General features: G+C 68.0%; 16 protein-coding genes. 2 read left to right on the top strand and 14 right to left on the bottom strand.

From position 1 onward, the window contains the following. Nucleotides 1–128: 128 nt before the first annotated feature. The 10 genes from era to lepA form a co-directional block, all read right to left on the bottom strand. Nucleotides 129–1,046 (bottom strand): GTPase Era, encoded by a 918-nt coding sequence (gene era / locus CV1CTNOD_RS07770; RefSeq protein WP_131785468.1) that lies wholly within the window; start codon nucleotides 1,044–1,046, stop codon nucleotides 129–131. Between the two features lie 11 nt (nucleotides 1,047–1,057). Beyond that, entirely contained in the window at nucleotides 1,058–1,441 is a 384-nt protein-coding gene (locus tag CV1CTNOD_RS07765) for a cytidine deaminase (RefSeq protein WP_131785486.1), read from the bottom strand. Nucleotides 1,442–1,563: 122 nt separating this feature from the next. After that, nucleotides 1,564–3,153, bottom strand: coding sequence for a hemolysin family protein (locus CV1CTNOD_RS07760; protein WP_131785467.1), 1,590 nt, complete (start codon nucleotides 3,151–3,153; stop codon nucleotides 1,564–1,566). Between the two features lie 95 nt (nucleotides 3,154–3,248). Next, nucleotides 3,249–3,725 (bottom strand): rRNA maturation RNase YbeY, encoded by a 477-nt coding sequence (ybeY, locus tag CV1CTNOD_RS07755; RefSeq protein ID WP_131785466.1) that lies wholly within the window; start codon nucleotides 3,723–3,725, stop codon nucleotides 3,249–3,251. Between the two features lie 185 nt (nucleotides 3,726–3,910). Then, nucleotides 3,911–4,939 carry a PhoH family protein gene (locus CV1CTNOD_RS07750; protein WP_131766052.1) on the bottom strand — a complete coding sequence of 343 codons (1,029 nt, stop codon included), beginning with the start codon at nucleotides 4,937–4,939 and terminating at the stop codon, nucleotides 3,911–3,913. 144 nt (nucleotides 4,940–5,083) lie between these two features. Then, entirely contained in the window at nucleotides 5,084–5,857 is a 774-nt protein-coding gene (locus CV1CTNOD_RS07745) for a 16S rRNA (uracil(1498)-N(3))-methyltransferase (RefSeq protein ID WP_131785465.1), read from the bottom strand. Nucleotides 5,858–5,904: 47 nt separating this feature from the next. Beyond that, nucleotides 5,905–7,050, bottom strand: coding sequence for a molecular chaperone DnaJ (gene dnaJ / locus CV1CTNOD_RS07740; protein ID WP_131785464.1), 1,146 nt, complete (start codon nucleotides 7,048–7,050; stop codon nucleotides 5,905–5,907). After that, nucleotides 7,050–8,069, bottom strand: coding sequence for a heat-inducible transcriptional repressor HrcA (gene hrcA, locus CV1CTNOD_RS07735; RefSeq protein ID WP_131785463.1), 1,020 nt, complete (start codon nucleotides 8,067–8,069; stop codon nucleotides 7,050–7,052). Before hrcA ends, dnaJ begins: the two co-directional genes overlap by 1 nt. Before the next feature lie 202 nt (nucleotides 8,070–8,271). After that, entirely contained in the window at nucleotides 8,272–9,558 is a 1,287-nt protein-coding gene (gene hemW, locus CV1CTNOD_RS07730; protein WP_131785462.1) for a radical SAM family heme chaperone HemW, read from the bottom strand. A 494-nt stretch (nucleotides 9,559–10,052) separates the two neighbouring features. Then, nucleotides 10,053–11,906 carry a translation elongation factor 4 gene (gene lepA / locus CV1CTNOD_RS07725; protein WP_131785461.1) on the bottom strand — a complete coding sequence of 618 codons (1,854 nt, stop codon included), beginning with the start codon at nucleotides 11,904–11,906 and terminating at the stop codon, nucleotides 10,053–10,055. Nucleotides 11,907–12,306: 400 nt separating this feature from the next. On the opposite strand from lepA, the gene rpsT reads away from it, so the two are divergent. Beyond that, nucleotides 12,307–12,576: a 30S ribosomal protein S20 gene (rpsT, locus tag CV1CTNOD_RS07720; protein WP_131785460.1), complete on the top strand. Its 270-nt coding sequence runs from the start codon at nucleotides 12,307–12,309 to the stop codon at nucleotides 12,574–12,576. Between the two features lie 313 nt (nucleotides 12,577–12,889). Here rpsT and CV1CTNOD_RS25500 read toward each other — a convergent pair whose 3' ends face one another. The 4 genes from CV1CTNOD_RS25500 to CV1CTNOD_RS07705 all read right to left on the bottom strand — a co-directional run bounded on the left by CV1CTNOD_RS25500 (nucleotide 12,890) and on the right by CV1CTNOD_RS07705 (nucleotide 17,118). Continuing rightward, nucleotides 12,890–13,312 (bottom strand): hypothetical protein, encoded by a 423-nt coding sequence (locus tag CV1CTNOD_RS25500; RefSeq protein WP_207386255.1) that lies wholly within the window; start codon nucleotides 13,310–13,312, stop codon nucleotides 12,890–12,892. Then, nucleotides 13,309–14,304 carry a DNA polymerase III subunit delta gene (gene holA, locus CV1CTNOD_RS07715; RefSeq protein ID WP_131785459.1) on the bottom strand — a complete coding sequence of 332 codons (996 nt, stop codon included), beginning with the start codon at nucleotides 14,302–14,304 and terminating at the stop codon, nucleotides 13,309–13,311. Before holA ends, CV1CTNOD_RS25500 begins: the two co-directional genes overlap by 4 nt. Before the next feature lie 76 nt (nucleotides 14,305–14,380). Further along, the gene (locus CV1CTNOD_RS07710) at nucleotides 14,381–15,952 is read right to left on the bottom strand and encodes a ComEC/Rec2 family competence protein (protein WP_165485370.1); all 1,572 of its coding nucleotides are present in this window, start codon (nucleotides 15,950–15,952) and stop codon (nucleotides 14,381–14,383) included. 62 nt (nucleotides 15,953–16,014) lie between these two features. Further along, nucleotides 16,015–17,118: a ComEA family DNA-binding protein gene (locus CV1CTNOD_RS07705; protein ID WP_242606464.1), complete on the bottom strand. Its 1,104-nt coding sequence runs from the start codon at nucleotides 17,116–17,118 to the stop codon at nucleotides 16,015–16,017. A 313-nt stretch (nucleotides 17,119–17,431) separates the two neighbouring features. On the opposite strand from CV1CTNOD_RS07705, the gene CV1CTNOD_RS07700 reads away from it, so the two are divergent. After that, entirely contained in the window at nucleotides 17,432–19,054 is a 1,623-nt protein-coding gene (locus CV1CTNOD_RS07700; protein WP_131785457.1) for an MDR family MFS transporter, read from the top strand. The last annotated feature ends 64 nt before the right edge of the window (nucleotides 19,055–19,118 follow it).

Below are 19,118 nucleotides of genomic sequence, written 5' to 3'. Positions count from 1 at the left end.
TCCTTCAAAGTTGATCATAATACCGCCTGGTCGGGGGCGGAGTGGGCGGAGGAACGCCTGAGCGGGAGGTGGCCGGGTCCGAGGGCGGCTGTCCGTCATCAGGTCGGCGCCGGCCGGGGCGCGGTTGGTCAGAAGCCGAGTTTGCGGAGTTGGCGGGGGTCGCGCTGCCAGTCCTTGGCCACCTTGACGTGCAGGTCGAGGTAGACGGGGGTGCCCAAGAGCGCCTCGATCTGGGTGCGGGCCCGCGTCCCGACGTCCTTGAGCCGGGCGCCCTTCGCCCCGATGACGATCGCCTTCTGGCTCTGCCGCTCGACGTAGACGTTCACGTGGACATCGAGCAGCGGACGGTCCGCCGGCCGGTCCTCGCGGGGGATCATCTCCTCGACGACGACGGCGAGCGAGTGCGGCAACTCGTCGCGCACGCCCTCCAACGCGGCCTCGCGGACCAGTTCGGCGACCATCACCTGTTCGGGCTCGTCGGTCAGCTCACCGTCGGGGTACAGCGGCGGGCCGGCGGGCAGGCGTCCGACCAGCACGTCCGCGAGCACCCCCACCTGGAACGACGACACCGCGCTGACCGGCACCACGTCGGCGAAGTCCGCCAGTGAGCAGACCGTGAGCAGCTGCGCGCCGAGGGCGTCCCGGTCGGGCACCAGGTCGCTCTTGGTGACGACCGCGACCAACGGCGTCCGCTTGGGCAGCCGGGCGAGCTCCCCGGCGATGAACCGGTCACCCGGACCCACCGCCTCGTTCGCGGGGACACAGAAGGCGACCACGTCCACCTCGGACAGGGTCGCACGGACCACGTCGTTGAGCCGCTGGCCGAGCAGGGTCCGGGGCCGGTGCAGGCCGGGGGTGTCGACCAGGACGAGCTGGGCGTCGTCACGGTGCACGATGCCGCGGACGGCGTGCCGGGTCGTCTGCGGGCGCCCGCTGGTGATGGCGACCTTCGAGCCGACGAGCGCGTTGGTCAACGTCGACTTGCCCGCGTTGGGACGCCCGACAAAACACGCGAACCCGGACCGGAACTGTGATCCGGTCTCCACTGAGGCGACCACTAGGTGGTCACCCGGCCCCGGGCCACGCCGTCGGAGCCGGCGAGGAACACCGGCACGCCGGCACCGAACTCACCCAGCACCAGCAGGTCGTCAGCCCTCGGCACGTCCGGCGCGCCCAGGCCTTCGGAAACGATCGCCGCCGCCTCGAAGCGGCGCGCCCCGCTGGACGCCGCCGCGACGACCGCGGCGGCGAGCGCCGACACGGTGAGCCGCTCCTCGGCGTTCTCCACGGTCGCCGCCGCGTAGGTCCGCCCGTCGGTGTCACGGACAGCCGCGCCCTCCGCCGTCGTGATACTGCCCCGCGGGACGTAGGCACGCAGCCTCGCCGACCGGGCGAGGATCACGAGCTTGGCGTCCTCGGCCGCCAGCGAGCCATGGTCGATCCAAGTGACGGCTACGCGACCGCCGGACCCGGCGCCCCCGTCCCCGGCTGCCTCCCGTCCGCTTCCGGCCCGTCCATCCACGTCCAGCTCTGACACGCCGCCTGCCCCTGCCTCATCGAAGCTCATGTACGCGCCCCGGAAGCGGCACGGCGCGTGACCGGGTCGGTGGCACCCACGTCGCTGCCCTGCCCCCCTCTGTTGTCCCCGCCGGCAGCGTCCGCGGTATCGCTACCCGTATTACTCGTACTACCCGTACGCTTCTTACCAGCCCGGCCAGCGCCGGCCCGCTCCCTGCCGGCCCGGTGGTTGCCCGCGTGAGCGGCATCTCCCCTGGAGACGTCGCCCCTGGGCACCTCGCCCCTGGGCGCATCACCCCTGGGCGTGTCGCCGCCGTCCGTGCCCCCGGCGGACATGGACACGGACCCACCGGCGGTGGAGTCCTCGACCTGGCCCGGCGACCGGCGCACCACCACGGTACCGATCTGGTTGCGCCGGCCGGCAGCGCTCTCGGCGGTGAGTGTGACCACTCCGACGGTCACCGTCGCTCCCGGCAGCGGCACGCGTCCCAGCGCGTTCGCCAGCAACCCGCCGACCGTTTCCACGTCGTCGGAGCCGGGCAGCTCATCCGTGCCGAACAGTTCGCGCAGATCGTCCACACCGAGCCGGGCGGTCACGCGGGCGGTGTCGTTGTCGATCCACTCCACCGGCACGATCTCGGCGTCGTACTCGTCGGTGATCTCGCCGACGATCTCCTCGAGGATGTCCTCGATGGTGACCAGCCCGGCGGTCCCGCCGTACTCGTCGATGACGATCGCCATGTGGGTCCGGGAGGCCTGCATCTCGCGCAGCAGAACGTCGGCGTGCTTGCTCTCGGGCACCAATGCCGGTGGCCGCATGACGTCCGACACGGGCCGGGTGTCCCAGCCCTCGCGTTCACGGCCCACCATGTCCTTGAGGAAGGCGATCCCGACGACGTCGTCCACGGTCTCCCCGGTCACCGGGATACGGGAGAAGCCGCTGCGCAGTGCCAGCGAGATCGCCTGCGCAACGGTCTTCACCGACTCGATGTAGACCATGTCGGGACGGGGGACCATGACCTCCCGCACCAGCGTGTCCCCCAGCTCGAAGACGGATGCGATCATGTCACGCTCGCCGCGTTCGATGACGTCGTTCTCCTCGGCGAGGTCGACGAGGTCACGCAGTTCCGCCTCGGTGGCGAACGGGCCGTCCCGGTAGCCGGGGCCCGGGGTGACCGCGTTGCCGAACGCGATCAGCAGCCGCGGCAGCGGCCCGAACATCCGGCCGAGCCAGCTGGTGAGCCCCGCGGTCGCGAGCGCCACCACCGGGGCGTGCTGGCGGCCCAGCGTCCGGAACACGACTCCGACGAAGATGTAGGCGAACAGGGTGCCGACCAGCGCCCCGAAACCAACCGCGATGAACCCGGCACCATGGGTGTGTACCGCTATGACGGTCACGCACGCGGCGGCGACCATCTCCCCGACGATCCGCAGCAACAGCAGCAGCGCCAGGTACCGCCCCGGATCAGCGACGATCGTGGCCAGGCTCGCGGCTCTGGGGCGTCCCGCACGGACGAATCCGTCGACCGCGACCCGGGAGACACGTGTCAGCGCGGCGTCGATACATCCGATTCCGGCCGCGAACAGCGTGGCTACCACCGCGAGCAGCAGAAGTGGAACATCACCGTAACCCATTGATCCGCCCTGTCAGTTCCCCGACGCGCTCAGCGAGTAGCACACCCGACACGTGTCGTGTCCGGGGCACCTGCCATGCCCGACACGTGCCACGATCAGTGCGCGCCGGCGGCGCGGGCGGTGGCCCAGGAGGTCAGCAGCCGGGACTGCACAGCCCACATCTCACGCTCCTCCTCCGGCTCGGCGTGGTCGTAACCGAGCAGGTGCAGGATGCCGTGCGTGCACAGCAGATGCATCTCGTGTTCGGTCGAGTGGCCCGCCTTCGCCGCCTGTCTGCGGGCGACATCCGGGCACAGGACGACGTCGCCGAGCAGCAGGGTCGGGTCGTCCTCGCCCGAGTCGGGCGCGGACGGGTCGAACGCGTCGTCCTGGGGGAAGGCCAGCACGTCGGTCGGGCCTTCCTCGCCCATGTAACGGACGTGGAGCTCCTCCATGGAGGACTGTTCCACCAGCATGACCGACAGCTCCGCCAGCGGGTTGACCTTCATGGCGTCCAGCACGAACCGGGCGAGCGCGGTAAGGGTGACCTCGTCGGCGTCGACACCCGACTCGTTCGCCACGAACACGGCCATCAGTGATCCATCCTCATTCGGCGCCGCCGCACGCGGCACATCGTCGTCGGCATGTCATCCGGGTACACGAGCCGGCATGTCCTCCGGCGCGCCGGCCGGCGGCATGCCTGTCGTCGCGGTATGTCCGTCGTCCCGGTGTCCGTCGTCCCGGTGTCCGTCGTCATCGCCGGTCCCGGCGGGCGGTGTCATCGCCGGTCCCGGCGGCCGGCCTGGGCGGGTTGTGGCCTCGGCGCGCTTGCCGCGTCCCACCGGGCGTAGGCATCGACGATCTCGCTGACCAGCCGGTGGCGTACCACGTCCGCGCTGGTCAGGATCGCGAAGTGGACGTCGTCGAGCCCGTCGAGGATCTCCCTGACCACCCGCAGGCCGCTGCGGGTACCGCTGGGTAGGTCCACCTGGGTGATGTCTCCGGTCACGACAATCTTGGAACCGAAACCGAGGCGGGTGAGGAACATCTTCATCTGCTCGATGGAGGTGTTCTGCGCCTCGTCCAGGATGATGAACGCATCGTTGAGGGTCCGCCCGCGCATGTACGCCAGCGGCGCGACCTCGATGGTGCCGCTCTGGATCAACCGCGGGATCGAGTCCGGGTCGACCATGTCATGCAGGGCGTCGTACAGCGGGCGCAGGTACGGGTCGATCTTGTCGTAGAGGGTGCCGGGCAGGAAACCGAGCCGCTCCCCCGCTTCGACCGCCGGCCGGGTCAGGATGATCCGGTTCACCTGCTTGGACTGCAGCGCCTGCACGGCCTTGGCCATGGCCAGGTACGTCTTGCCCGTACCGGCCGGGCCGATGCCGAACACGATGGTGTGGGCGTCGATCGCGTCCACGTAACGCTTCTGGTTCAGCGTCTTCGGCCGGATCGTCCGGCCCCGGCTTGACAGGATGTTGAGGGTGAGAACCTCGGCCGGCCGTTCCTCGCTGCCGCTGCGCAGCATCGACAGCGAGTGGTCCACATGGGCCGGGGTGAGCTCGGCTCCGGACTCCAACACGGCGATCAGCTCGGCGAAGAGCTTGGCCGCCAGCGCGTTCTCGTCCGGATGACCGGTAATGGTGATCTCGTTACCCCGGACGTGGACATCGGACGATAACGCCTGTTCGACAACGCGCAACAACTCGTCCTGGTGGCCTAGCAGGCTCACCATGCTGTGCGCACCGGGGACGACGATGCGCGTAACGGTCCGCTGGTCGGACGGGGAGGTGGAATCGGTCATGGGTTGCGGCCGGTGTCGGCCACGAGACCTCTCGAATGACATGAGTCAGTACGGTCCTTCAGTGTAGCGATCCTCGGGCCTGTTGGACCTGCCGCATCGGCTGCGTCGACACGGCGGGGACCCCGGGCGCACCGAGAACACGGTCTAGCGGTCCCATCGGGAGGTGTGGGAGAGGACAACCGCGGCGGCGACCACACCGGCGGTCGACGTCCGCAGCACCGTACGGCCGAGCCGGGACGGTCGTCCCCCGGCCGCGGCGAACACCTCCAGCTCGGCTGTGGTGATCCCGCCCTCCGGGCCCACCACCACGACGATCTCCGGCAATGCGGCGGGCGTGTCCGGCGCCCGGGCAAGAGATGGCCGGGTGGCGGACGCCTCGGCGGCCAGCACCCGAGTCAGCGGTTCGGTGGCGTCCTCGTGCAGGACCACGGCGACTTCGGCCGCGGCAAGCCGGGCGGCGACGGTGTCGGTGTCGGCGAGAGCGCAGACCCGCGGCCAACACACCCGCCGCGACTGCTTCGCCGCCTCACGAGCAGTCACCGACCAGCGGCCATGCGCACGCGTACCCCGCTCCCCTTCCCAGCGCGCGATCGAGCGGGAGGCCGCCCAGGGGACGATCTCGTCGACTCCCACCTCAGTCATGAGCTCGACGGCGAGCTCACCACGGTCGCCCTTGACCAGTGCCTGGACCACCACGAGCAGGGGAACCTGCGCCGGGTGCACGACCCTGCGCTCGACCGCGCAGTCGAGCTCGTCCCGCCGGCACCGCACGACCGTGCACTCGGCGACCACACCATGTCCGTCGGTGACATCCAGACGTTCACCGGGACGCAGCCGCCGCACCGTCGCCGCATGCCGGCCCTCCGCACCGGACAGCGTCAGCTCGGGGGTGTCCGGTACCGATACCTGGTGGAACAGGGGTGCGGTCAGCGGTCAAGTCCTTCGAAGGTCACCAAGGGTCACGCCTACCGCGTTCCGCGGGAGCCGCGCAGCCGAGAGAAGAAGCCCTGCCCGTCGACGGACCCGTTACCGCTGGTTACGACCGCCGGCTGCTCTTCGTCCCGTAGCTTCGCCAGTTCGCGCAGCAGCCTCTCCTGCTCAACATCGATCTTGGTTGGTGTCTCGACCACGACGTGGATGTGCAGGTGGCCCCGTCCGACCGAACGCAGATGCGGAATACCGCGGCCACCCATCGTAATCACATGGCCCGGCTGGGTGCCGGGCTTGACCGTGATGGTCTCGCTACCGTCAAGGGTGTCCAGCACACAGGTGGTGCCGAGTGCGGCCGCAGTCATCGGGACGCGTAGCTCACAGTGCAGATCGTCGCCCTCCCGGGTGAACACCGGATGCGCGCGCTCCTGCACCTCGACGTAGAGGTCACCGTTGGGCCCGCCTCCCGGACCGACCTCGCCCTCGCCGGACAGCCGGATGCGCATCCCGTCCTCGACACCGGAGGGGATCTTGACGGTGAGGTTGCGCCGTTTGCGGACCCGGCCGTCGCCGCCGCACTCCCTGCACGGATACTCGATCACCGTCCCGGTGGCGCCGCAGCGGGTGCACGGTCTGGAGGTGACCATCTGGCCGAGGAACGAGCGGGTGACCTGCTGGATCTCCCCACGCCCGTGACAGACCGAGCAGGTCACCGGGTGGCTTCCCGGCGCCGCGCCGTCCCCGGAACAGGTAGCGCACACCGCCGCGGTATCCACGGTGATGTCCCTGGTCGTCCCGAAGGCGGTCTCGACAAGGTCGAGCTCGAGGCGGAGCAGGGCGTCGTTGCCCCGACGCACCCGTGAGCGCGGCCCACGGCTGGCACCACCGCCGAAGAACGCGTCCATGATGTCACCGAGGCCACCGAAGCCCGCTCCGAACGACGCCCCGCCGGCTCCCCCGCCGGGCGCCAACGGATCCCCGCCGAGATCGACGATCTGGCGCTTCTCCGGGTCGGAAAGGACCTCGTAGGCGGTGGTCACAGCCTTGAAGCGGGACTGCGCCTCGGGGTCGGGGTTCACGTCGGGATGCAGCTCACGGGCAAGCTTGCGGTAGGCCCGCTTGAGCTCGTCGTTCGAGGCGTCCCGGCGCACACCGAGCACCTCGTAGTAGTCGGTGGCCATCAGTCGGCACCCAAGAGATCACCCACATACTTGGCGACGGCCTGGACGGCCGCCATGGTTCCCGGATAGTCCATCCGCCTCGGACCAACCACTCCCAGGCCACCCAACGCGGACGCTCCGCGACCGTATCCTGTCGCCACCACTGATGTGGAACGCAACGCATCCACGTTGTTTTCATGACCAATACGGACCGTGACAGTATCGAGGTCCCGTACCTCGCCGATCAGTTTCAACAGAACGACCTGCTCCTCCAGAGCTTCCAGAAGCGGACGCAGCGTATCGGCAAAGTCGATGGCGGAACGCGTCAGGTTGGCGGTACCTGCCAAGGCGATCCGTTCCTCCGGCTTGTCGATCAGTGCCTCCATCACAACCGCGATCAGCGTATTCAGGTGCGGACGCAGATCCGCACGGGCGGCATCCGGCAGATCGGCGACCGCCTCCGGCGCGTCCACCAGCCGACGCCCGTTCAGCGCCGTGTTGAGCACCCCGCGCAACTCGCCGACGGTCAGGTCGTCCAGCGGCGCGGGGATCTCGACCACACGCTGCTCGACCCGCCCGGTATCGGTGATCAGTACGAGCAGCAAGCGTACCGGTGTGATCGTCACGATCTCGATGTGTCGGACGCTGCTACACGACAGCGACGGGTACTGCACGACCGCGACCTGACGGGTGAGCTGCGCGAGCAGCCGGACCGATCGCCGGACCACGTCGTCGAGATCGACCGCGCCCTCCAGGAAGCTCTGGATGGCCCGCCGCTCGGCCCGGGACAGGGGCTTGACCCCCGACAGCCGGTCGACGAAGAGGCGATAGCCTTTGTCCGTGGGGATCCGGCCAGCGCTGGTGTGCGGCTGGGTGATGTAGCCTTCCTCCTCAAGCGCGGACATGTCATTACGGACAGTAGCCGGAGATACCCCCAGCTGGTGGCGCTCCGCCAACACCTTGGACCCCACGGGTTCGTTGCTGAGCACGAAGTCCTCAACGATGGCTCGCAGTACGTCCAGCCGCCGTTCCTCCAGCACGCCGTATCACCCCTTTGCCACGCTGAAGCCGTCGGGCGAGGTCAGCGACGACCGCTCGAGACCGCCGAGACCGGAAACCCGTTGGTGAGGCGTTCTGGCACTCGATTGCCGCGAGTGCCAATTGTAGCTGTCCCGGCGACCAGGCGAGACGGACAAACACGTCAACGAGGGCGGGAACTCAAGGAGTGTTTCCTGGCACCGGCTAGTCCGGCAGGAGATCACGTATGACGCTGTCGGCGAGCAGTCTGCCTTGCAGGGTCAACAGAACGCGTCCCGCCGCCAGCGCCGAGGGATCGACCAGCCCGTCGGCGGCGAGCCGACCGGCCTGCGACCACCCCGCCGCAGTGAGCTCCTCGACGGCGAGGCCCTCGGCCAGGCGTACCCCGAGCATGACCCGTTCCATGTGCATGGCGGCGTCGTCCAGTTCCTCGCGGGCCGCCGCGGGACTCACACCCTCGGCAAGCAGCGTGCTGTAGGAGGCCGGATGGCGGACGTTCCACCAGCGGACACCCCCGACATGGCTGTGCGCCCCCGGTCCGAAGCCCCACCAGTCGGCACCACGCCAGTACCCGAGATTGTGCCGGCTGTGAGACTCGGGACCACGCGCCCAGTTGCTGATCTCGTACCAGTTCAGACCAGCCGCGGTCAGGGTCTCCTCGGCCTGCCGGTAACGGTCCGCCATGAGATCGTCGTCGGGCGGGAGCAACTCACCGCGCCGGATTCGCCGGGCCAGCCGGGTACCGTCCTCGACGGTCAGCGCATATGCGCTGACGTGGTCGGGAGCGAGCTCGACCACCGCGTCCAGGCTCATCTGCCAGTCCCGATCGGATTCGCCGGGAGTACCGTAGATCAGATCGAGGTTGACATGGGCGAAACCAGCCTTGCGCGCCCAGCCGACCACGTCCGGGACACGTCCGGGTGTGTGCTGGCGGTCGAGCGCGGCAAGCACGTGCGGACGGGCGCTCTGCATCCCGAACGAGACCCGCGTGTACCCGGCGGACGCCAGCCGCTCCAGGACGCCGGCGTCCACGGACTCGGGGTTCGCCTCCGTCGTCACCTCGGCGCCGGCAGCAATGCCGAACTCCGTGTCGATCATCCGAAGCAGCAGTTCGAGGTCCTCGGCAGGCAGCAGGGTCGGCGTCCCACCGCCGACGAAGACCGTTGACACCGCAACGTCGGCCGTGCCGAGAACGGCTCGGGCAAGGCGAAACTCAGCCGCCAGCGTTTCCACGAACGTGCCGATCGCGACCCCCGGCCCGAGTTCGGTCGCGGTGTAGGTGTTGAAGTCGCAGTAGCCGCAACGGGTCGCGCAGTACGGGACATGCACGTAGACCCCGAACGGACGGGTACCGAGGCTGCTCGTGGCCCGCGCCGGGAGCGCACCGTCCCTCACCCGGGAGTTGCCGTCGACGGCCCGGGGGCCCGGACCTCCCGGACCGGCTTCGCCGGACAGACCGGAGTTCGACGCGGCCGTCGAGATGCGTGGCATGACCATAGTGTGCCCGACTCGCAACACTGTGTCTGCCCTCAGCGTCCGCTTTCCGTTCTGGCAATCGCATGCGCGACCAAAGGACACCGGGGTTGCGGCCGTCCCCTGGCCACCAGATGGTCCCAGGGGCCATCGGAGCTCCCTACCAGCGGCAGCGTTGATCTGACATTGATAATCGACGGGTCAATATAGGTAAAGCGTCGTGAGTTCGTGGTCCCGCGTCGGGGAAGCTCAATCACATGAATGACGACGCCGTGCGCGGTGTCCTCGACAACATCGAGGATCTTCTCCCCCCCCACGCGACGGAGTACCGATCCGGCACCCTGACCGGATCGGCCGGTCCCGCCAACCATGATGAACCCGCTACCGAACCCATCCGACTACCCTCCTCATCCACCCGAATCCCCTGAGTAGCCCGGGGGGTCAGGGCCTCCCGGACCGGCTTGCGGACCTGCCGGATCCGGGAGGAACCCCGAGATGAGAAGACAGTCCGGCTATTTTCCGCTCTTGGACGTGTCCGTGGAGAGGGCCGCGATGAATGCTTCCTGAGGGACTTCGACGCGGCCGATGGTCTTCATCTTCTTCTTCCCCTCCTTCTGCCTCTCCAGCAACTTGCGCTTGCGGGTGATGTCACCGCCGTAACACTTGGCCAGGACGTCCTTGCGGATGGCGCGGATGTTCTCCCGGGCGATGATCCGGCTACCGACCGCCGCCTGGATCGGCACCTCGAACTGCTGGCGCGGGATCAGCTCCCGCAGCCGGGAGGTCATCGCGACCCCGTAGCCGTATGCCTTGTCCTTGTGGACGATCGCGGAGAACGCGTCGACGGCCTCACCCTGCAGGAGGATGTCGACCTTCACCAGGTCGGACACCTGCTCGCCGGCCGGTTCGTAGTCAAGGCTCGCATACCCCCGGGTCTTCGACTTCAGCGCGTCGAAGAAGTCAAAAATGATCTCACCGAGAGGGAGCCGGTACTTGAGCTCGACCCGGTCGGTCGACAGGTAGTCCATCCCGCCCAACGTGCCGCGCCGGCCCTGGCACAGCTCCATGACCTGCCCGACGAAATCCGACGGCAGCAGCACCATGGCGTCCACGACGGGTTCGTACACCTCGACGATCTTGCCTGCCGGCCAGTCGCTCGGATTGGTGACGATCATCTCGCTGCCGTCCTCCATGACCACCCGGTAGACCACGTTCGGCGCCGTGGAGATGAGCGTGAGATCGAACTCCCGCTCCAGACGTTCCCGGACGATCTCCAGGTGGAGCAGCCCGAGGAAGCCGCAGCGGAAACCGAACCCCAGGGCCGCGGACGTCTCGGGCTCGTAGGTCAGGGCGGCGTCATTGAGCTGCAGCTTGTCCAGGGCCTCTCGCAAGGCGGGATACTCACTGCCGTCAATCGGGTACAGACCGCTGTAGACCATCGGGCGTGGGTCGCGGTAACCGCTCAACGGTAGTTCGGCCGGGTGGCCCGCCGAGGTCACGGTGTCGCCGACACGAGCCTGCCGGACGTCCTTGACCCCCGGGATGAGGTAGCCGACCTCCCCGGCGGACAACCCGTCCCGCGGGATCGGGTCCGGCGAGATCACCCCGACCTCGAGGGTCTCGTGGCTTGCCCGCGTCGACATCATCAGGCAGCGGTCCCGGGCGGTCAGCCGGCCGTCGACCACCCGCACATAAGTGATCACACCCCGGTAGGTGTCGTAGACGCTGTCGAAGATCATAGCCCGAGCGGGGGCATCCGGGTTGCCCATGGGCGCGGGAACCTGCCGGACGATCTCGTTGAGCAGCTCGGGCACGCCCTGGCCGGTCTTGCCCGACACCAGGAGCACATCGTCAGGGTCACATCCGATGATCTGCGCCAGCTCAGCCGCATACTTCTCCGGCTGCGCAGCCGGAAGATCGATCTTGTTGAGTACAGGGATGATCTGCAGGTCGTTCTCGAGGGCCAGATACAGATTGGCCAACGTCTGCGCCTCGATGCCCTGGGCCGCGTCGACGAGCAGCACCGCGCCCTCACAGGCCGCGAGCGACCGACTGACCTCGTATGTGAAGTCGACATGACCAGGGGTATCGATCAGGTGCAGGACGTAGTCGCAACCATCATCGGCCTGCCACGGCAGACGGACGCTCTGCGCCTTGATCGTGATGCCACGCTCGCGCTCGATGTCCATTTTGTCCAGATACTGGGCACGCATGTTGCGAGCCTCGACGACACCGGTGACACCGAGCATCCGGTCGGCGAGCGTCGACTTACCGTGATCGATGTGAGCGATGATGCAGAAGTTGCGGATCGACGCCTGGTCGACCGATGCCTGGTTGATACGACGGGGGTCGGAGGCTGGGGGCACGCGGAGTCTTCTCGTTTCGTCGGGACGGACTGTGTCATCGTGCCAGGGCCTGGCACGCAAGGCTCGGCATGCCGGGGCCCGGCACGCAAGGCCCGACATACCAGGCCCGACATACCAGGCTCACCGCGCCGGAAGCCGATGGTCACATCGGGGGATGCCGTCCGCAACGGCCCCTGGACGCCGTCCGCCCCGGCCGGTGGACGCCACGGACGCACCCCTCCGGCGCGGCTCGTGGGTAAGTTGGTAAGGTTACCGATGTTTCCCGGGGCTGCTCGGCTTCTCCGGTGCCACCCGTGCACCGGCAGGTCGCCAACAGACCAGTCGTGAACAGGCCAGTCCTGAGCCGACACCGGGGTTCAACCGCCGCTCATACCGATTCGACGACCAGGGGTTCTTTCGCGTGGCCAATATCAAGTCGCAGATCAAGCGCAACCTCACCAACGAGAAGCGACGGCTGCGCAACAAGGCTGTGAAGTCCGAGCTGAAGACGGTCATCCGCCGCTTCCGGGTGGCCGTGGAGGCAGGCGACCACGAGCGCGCCGGCCTGGAGCTGCGCGTCGCATCGCGCAAGCTGGACAAGGCTGTCAGTAAGGGTGTCATTCACGCGAACCAGGCTGCCAACAAGAAGTCGGCGATGGCCGCACGGCAAGCTTCACTGACCAACGTCTGACCTCAGGTCCAACCTCCGACCTCGGTCCACACGACGTCCCGCGGGCAGACTCACCAACGTCCCCACGGCGAGCTGGAGACTTGGGCCTCCCGGGCCTCCCGGATCAGCTTTTCCCGATCCGGGAGGAACTCCGAGCGCATACGATCATAATCGTGCTGCCTTCGGCCCATGCGCTTCGGGCCTCCGGCAGCGCGCAAAAGCCATCATCGCGCTGCCTTTGCTCCTCTGGCCCGTCCGTGGATCTGCTCGATGTCGGCTATGCATACGCCGGTTCGGGGCATGTGCTGGCAGCATGGTGCCGGAACCTGCGCTGTCAGTTCGGTGGGGCCTCGGACACCGGTCGTTCGTCTTCCGCGCAACGGATCCGCGCCTCGTCCGATCCCAGCATCTTCTTGATTATTTCGCCGTAGGCCGCCATGACGATCACCGCCAGCGGCAGCGCCACGATCACCCATGCACTTGCCAGATCAGCCAAGGCGATCAGCAATCCGAGCAGGATGCTGCCGGCACCGAGGAACCCATACCATCGGCCGACCAGGTCACAGTTTGCCGAGTCCGACTGCGGGTCCGGGTTCGGCGGCCCCGCGTTTTCTCGGTCCAGATCGCTTCGCCCCGGGTCACCTCCCCCTGAGTCACCTCGTCCTGGATCGCTTCGGTCTCGGTTGTCCTGGTCCGGGCCGGCCTCGCCCGGGTCGGACGGGTTTTTCCGATCGGACCGGGACACATCCGATGTCATCGGCGGGCTCCCCCCGTACGACCGCGGGCCGACACGATCTGGGTGACGAGCCTTTCCAGGCCGTAGACCGGGTCCACAGCGCCGCCCTTGACCGCCGCATCCGCGGCACTGATCACACGCATCGCATGGGCCAGCCCTTCGTCGCTCCAGCCTCGGGCGGCCCGTTGGGATCGCTCCACCTTCCAGTCGGGCATGCCGAGACTGCGTGCGAGCTCCCAGGTCGAGCCGCCACCGGCAGCCGCAACCCGGGCCAGGTCGCGCACTCCGGTGGTCATGGCGCTCACGACGAGGACCGGCGGGACGCCGTTGGCGAGCGTCTGGCGCAGCACGGTCAGGGCCTGGGGCAGATCTCCCGCGATCGCGGCGTCCGCCACCGCGAAACCGGTGGTCTCCGCCCGACCGCGATGGTATTTGGCGACCAGGGCCTCGTCGACGGTTCCACCGGAGTCGGTGACCATCTGCTCGCATACCGCAGCCAGCTCACGCAGGTCGCTACCGACGGCGTCCACCAGCGACTTCACCGCACCCGTGCTGATCTGGCCGCCGAGACGGCGAACCTCGGCCGAGACGAAGTCGTGGCGGTCGCGGGGGCGGGTGATACGCGCCGCCGGAACGACCGTGGCACCTGCTGCCTTCATCGCATCGACCAGCTTGCGGTTGCGTGCGGCACCGCTGTGAACGACAACAAGCACAACGTCATCCAGCGGTCGGGAGATGTAGGCCAGCAGCGCCTCTCGAAGATCGTCTGCGAGTTCCTGCGCACCACGGACCACGACCATCCGTAGCCCGCCGAACATCGATGCGCTGGTCAGGTCGACCACATCGCTTTCGGTGAACTCGCCGGGCGCCCGGTCGACGATCTCCACCTGCGGATCGTGGATCCGGGCGGCGTGGACGACCTCCCGCACCCCACGGGAGACCAACAACTCCTCATCACCGGAGACAAGGACCATCCGTGGCAGTGCGGATGTCGACGGCACGGTGGGGAGCATGTCACAAGGACGGTGCGCAGACCTCACGGCCCGGCCGGGAACATACGAGGATTACGATCCGCTACCTCTGCCCAGGTCAGATTCCGGCAGACCGAGAAATGATAATCAACTGTACGCCCGCAACGATGGCGGACAGTACGGCGAGAACGCGCCGCCCGCGGCGCCGGCGCACAGCTACGAGCAGCACGATCGTGACAGCGACGAGAACCAGGGCGCCGAGCGGACCGTCCGGCCAGCTGATCTGCGCACCGGGTACGCGTGCCGCGACGTCCGCGACCGTGATCAGCCATCCGCACGGCACACCCGCGAGGGTCGCCAATGCCTGGGCCAGGGGGTCGTAGACGATCGCGGCAACCGTGGCCAGGACTCCGAGGATGGTCGCCGGCGCAACCGCGGCCTCCGCGAGCATGTTGGCGGGAACGGCCACCAGGCTGACTCCACCACCGACGGCAACGAGAAGCGGTGAGCAGACGACATGTGCCGCCGCGGCGACCGCAAGCGGCTCAGCCAGCCACCTGGGCATCCGGCCCGCCAGGGCGTCCCGCCAGCCCGGAGCGAGGATCACCAAACCGGCGGTGGCGGAAACCGACAGAGTGAAACCGACCGAACGAGCAAGATCAGGGCTGACGAGGACGAGCACCAGCACGCTGGCCGCGAGCGCGGGTAGGGCCAGACGTGGCCGTCCGCTACCAGCCGCGACAATTCCGATCAACCCCATGACACCGGCACGTAGGACACTGGGTGACGGTCGGGCCAGGACGACGAAGCCGAACAGGGCCGCCGCAACCCAACCGGCCTGCAGCCACGGACCCAACCGGCTGTGCCGGATGACGACGGTCGCCGCGGCAATGATGATCGCGCAGTTCGCGCCGGAAACAGCGACGAGGTGCGACATCCCGGCGGTCCGGAAGTCCTCTCGAACCTCGCCATCGAGGTTACTCGTGTCACCGAGGACGAGGCCCGGCAGCAGCCCGCGACGCGGACCCTCAAGCCCTGACGCGGCGTCGCGCAACCCCGCCCGTAGATGACCTGCTGCCCGCTGCAGCGGCGAAGGTTCACCGACCGAGGCCGGTGCGGTCCTGACGAAGACGACCGCCGCAACGGTGTCGGCCGCTCGTGGCGGTGCCAGCTTGCCCGAGGTACTGACATGCTGACTCGGCAGCAGGTCCTCCCAGCCCGGCGCGGTCGCAAGCACCAGGACCGGCTGCCGCAGCCGGATGTCGTGCCCGTTCGCGGTCAGCCGCTCCACCCGCACCGGGACGATGACGAGTTCGCCGTTGCCCCCGTGGCTGACCCGCGGGTCACTGGTCACCGTGCCCTCGATACCGGCGGCCGCCCGTGCCGCGCCGAGGGCCGCGAGCGGACCGAGCATCCGGGCGCGGGTCGGCAGACCCGCCACCAGCACACCCGCGGCGAGGCAGGCCAGACATGCCAGACCCGCGGCCGTGGGCCGCCAGACACTCCTGCACCGAAGCAGGACCGCCGTGCACAGCAGTGTCACGCACAGCAGCACCCCGGCGATCCACAGCACAGCCGCGGGCGGCGCGGCCAGTCCGGCACCCGCAGCTCCTGCCCAGGCCGCGAGTGCCGGGCCGACAAGGCGCAGGTCGGAAGGTCTGTGTTGCAGATCATGTCCGAGAATGGTCATGCCCGTGCTCCATGCCACGCGGTCACCGGCGGACCGATCAGCTCTCTGTCGATCGCCGACCATCAGACGGTGACGAGTGGAAGAAGGTCGGTGAGCCGCTGATCACCGACTCCGGTCACCTCCCCCAACTGCCGCGGGGAGGTGAAGCCGCCGTGGGCCTCACGCCACTCGACGATCCGCTGCGCCAACACGGGGCCCACGCCGGGCAGCCCGTCGAGGGCTTCGACCGTGGCGGTGTTGAGGTTCAGCGGCGTTCCCGGCACGGCACCCGGCGAGCCCTTGCCACCGTCGCCCCCGGTGTCACCGGCACCGCCGGCGCCACCTGCGCGCTGAGGTGGCGCCGGCCCGGGACGGCCGTCCACAAGAATCTGCTCGCCGTCCACCAGGCGGCGCGCAAGCGCCAGGCCGGACGTGTCCGTCCCGGGCAACACCCCACCGGCCTGGGAGACGGCGTCCACCACCCGGGATCCTCCCGGGAGGGTGAACACCCCCGGATGGCGCACCTTGCCCGCGACGTCAACGACAACCTGTGCCTGCGGGCTCCCAGTGGCAGCAGCCGACGGCAACACCGCCGTCGGCCTGGGGGCGGCCGCGGCCACGCCGCCGTGCTCCGGGCCGGCAAGGTCCGTCACCTGCGTTGGCGGAGGAAGGGCCAGCACGGGCACCGGTCTGCCCCGCCAGGCAAACCAGCCGGCCGCCAGCGCCGCGACAAGGGCGACGAGCGCGATCAGCAACGCTCCGCGGATGGCCGGATCCACCAGTCCACCGCGCAGAGCGTGCGGCAGGCGCCTGGCAAGGCCGAGTCCGGCGCGGTGGATGATCATCTGCCGCTCCTCTCGGCCAGAGGCACTGCGCTCGGACAGCATCTCGTCGAGAAAAGAATGATCAGTAGGCGCCTTGCCGGCCGTATCGGGCCGGGACGATCGGCCGTGCCCATGGAGCACGGGTGGCTCCATGTGGAGGGGGTCCGGCTCCGCCGGATCCGGTTCTCCGTGGAGACCGAGCTGATCCGGATCAGTGCTGTACGGCGGGTCGAGCTCCAGGCCGTCATATTCCCCCACGGCGGAGGCACGGACCACTGGCACCCGTAGCCGTACCGCGGCAGCCGCACCCGAGCGGCTGCCGCGGGCACCGGGGGCACCGGGGGCAAAAGGAAGATCAGCCATGTCCGTGACGGTAAGACCCCTCGTCGCAGCGGTACACCGTTCGCGCGGTACCTGTGGACAACCGCATTTTATCCACAGGTACACAGTGAGTAGCAGGCAAAACCGGCTATATTCGGTACCACGGTCGACACGCGGCAACACACCCGATGCCCAACCGGAACGATCGCGTATAGTTGTATCGCACAATCAAGTATCGAAATGTCGAGCCGTAGGATGCATCTCGTTGCAACCTGCGTCCAATGCCCGCAACTGCCTACGCGTTCTCACTGTCACTGTGCCGGCATCGCCGAGCGTCTTGCACGACGGAGGATGAATGACGACTCAGAAAGATGTCATCGGTGACAGGAACCCACCGAGCGACGCCGGCCCAGGCCTGAGCCACCGGCAGATCATCGTCATCATCATCGGGCTGATGACGGGAATGTTGCTCGCGGCGCTGGACCAGACCATCGTCACAACCGCGCTGCCGACCATCGTCGGCGAGTTCCACCGCAGTGACACACTTTCCTGGCTGGTCACGGTCTACCTGCTGACTTCCACGATCTCCGCCCCACTGTACGGGAAAGCCAGCGACATCTACGGACGCAGGACCGTTCTACAGCTGTCCATCACCATCTTCCTGATCGGCAGCACGCTCTGCGGGCTCGCCCAGTCGATGTACCAACTCGTCGGATTCCGCGCAATACAGGGTCTCGGCGCCGGCGGCCTCATCTCCCTGGCCCTGGCTGTTATCGGTGATATCGTTCCACCCCGGGAACGCGGCCGTTACCAGGGATACTTCAGCGGAGTTTTCGGAGCGTCCAGCATCCTTGGCCCACTCATCGGCGGCTTCCTGGTCGACCATGGGTCATGGCGCTGGGTGTTCTTCGTCAACCTCCCGGTCGGGCTCGCCGCACTCGTCGTCATCAACCGGACATTGCGGCTGCCGTTCCGACGGCGCCGGGCGGCGATCGACTGGGCTGGCGCGGTCCTGCTGGTCGCGGGTCTCAGTGCCGTCCTGCTCGCCGCCCAGACCGGCGGCAAGGACTTCCCGTGGCCCTCCTGGCAGATTGCCACAATGATCGCCGCGGGAACCGTCCTGATCATCGGCTTCGCGCTGCGCGAACGGGCGGCGCCCGAGGCCATTCTCCCGCCGCGGCTCTTCGTCAACAGTATCTATACGGTATCCGCACTTCTCAGCCTTATCAGCGGCTCCCTCATGTTCGGGGCGATTATTTTTCTCCCGCAGTACCTGCAGATCGTCCATGGGGCGAGCGCAACCGCCAGCGGGCTGCGAATGCTCCCGCTGCTCGCCGGGATGCTGCTGACGTCGATCGGGTCCGGCCGACTGATCAGTGCTACGGGGCATTACAAGCGGTTCGTCGTCGTGGGCACGGTCGGGGTTACCGTAGGACTCCTTCTGCTGAGTCATATCAGCGCCGGCACGGACTCGCTGGAACTCGGCTTGTGGATGTTCGTCATGGGATTCGGCCTCGGCCTTCTCCTACAGAACATCACCTTGGCCGTACAGAATTCTATTGACCCGAGGGACATGGGTGCCGCAACATCCAGCGTGACATTCTTGCGTACTATGGGGGGCGCTATCGGCGCGTCAGCTCTGGGTGCGGTACTCACTGCCCAGCTGGCTAAGAACATCACCATGCGAGTGCCCGTATCGGACGGCGGCAGTGCTGCGTCCAATCGTCTTGTCTCAGCTCCGCGCGAGGTTGCGGAGCTGGCTGCGCCGATACGTGAAGCGGTGCGAGCCGCCTATGCCGACTCGCTCGGCCGGGTCTTTCTCATCGCCATTCCGATCGGTATCGCCGCGTTCGTGGTCAGCCTGTTCCTCCGGGAGGTCGAATTGCGCGGATCGGCCGCTATGTCCCAGGCTGGCACACCCGATGACGCTGTGGGACCAACTGTGCCGACGACAGCTGCGGCCCCGAACCGCGGGTGAAGCGATCGGCGGCCGACGTATTCACGGGGTAGCTTGTTTTTCGAACAAGTGACTTCGGCGCCAT

Source organism: Protofrankia symbiont of Coriaria ruscifolia (genome assembly GCF_900634745.1).
Classification (GTDB): Bacteria; Actinomycetota; Actinomycetes; order Frankiales; family Frankiaceae; genus Protofrankia; species Protofrankia californiensis.
This window is presented reverse-complemented; position numbering and strand designations above follow the sequence as displayed.

Excerpts from the sequence above, each read along its gene's own strand:
- CV1CTNOD_RS07750 (WP_131766052.1), bottom strand. The coding sequence starts at position 4,939 with ATGACCGATTCCACCTCCCCGTCCGACCAGCGGACCGTTACGCGCATC.
- dnaJ (WP_131785464.1), bottom strand. The coding sequence starts at position 7,050 with ATGGCCACCGACTACTACGAGGTGCTCGGTGTGCGCCGGGACGCCTCG.
- CV1CTNOD_RS07710 (WP_165485370.1), bottom strand. The coding sequence starts at position 15,952 with ATGACCATTCTCGGACATGATCTGCAACACAGACCTTCCGACCTGCGC.
- ybeY (WP_131785466.1), bottom strand. The coding sequence starts at position 3,725 with ATGGCCGTGTTCGTGGCGAACGAGTCGGGTGTCGACGCCGACGAGGTC.
- hemW (WP_131785462.1), bottom strand. The coding sequence starts at position 9,558 with ATGCCACGCATCTCGACGGCCGCGTCGAACTCCGGTCTGTCCGGCGAA.
- CV1CTNOD_RS07705 (WP_242606464.1), bottom strand. The coding sequence starts at position 17,118 with ATGGCTGATCTTCCTTTTGCCCCCGGTGCCCCCGGTGCCCGCGGCAGC.
- CV1CTNOD_RS25500 (WP_207386255.1), bottom strand. The coding sequence starts at position 13,312 with ATGACATCGGATGTGTCCCGGTCCGATCGGAAAAACCCGTCCGACCCG.
- CV1CTNOD_RS07760 (WP_131785467.1), bottom strand. The coding sequence starts at position 3,153 with ATGGGTTACGGTGATGTTCCACTTCTGCTGCTCGCGGTGGTAGCCACG.
- holA (WP_131785459.1), bottom strand. The coding sequence starts at position 14,304 with ATGCTCCCCACCGTGCCGTCGACATCCGCACTGCCACGGATGGTCCTT.
- CV1CTNOD_RS07700 (WP_131785457.1), top strand. The coding sequence starts at position 17,432 with ATGACGACTCAGAAAGATGTCATCGGTGACAGGAACCCACCGAGCGAC.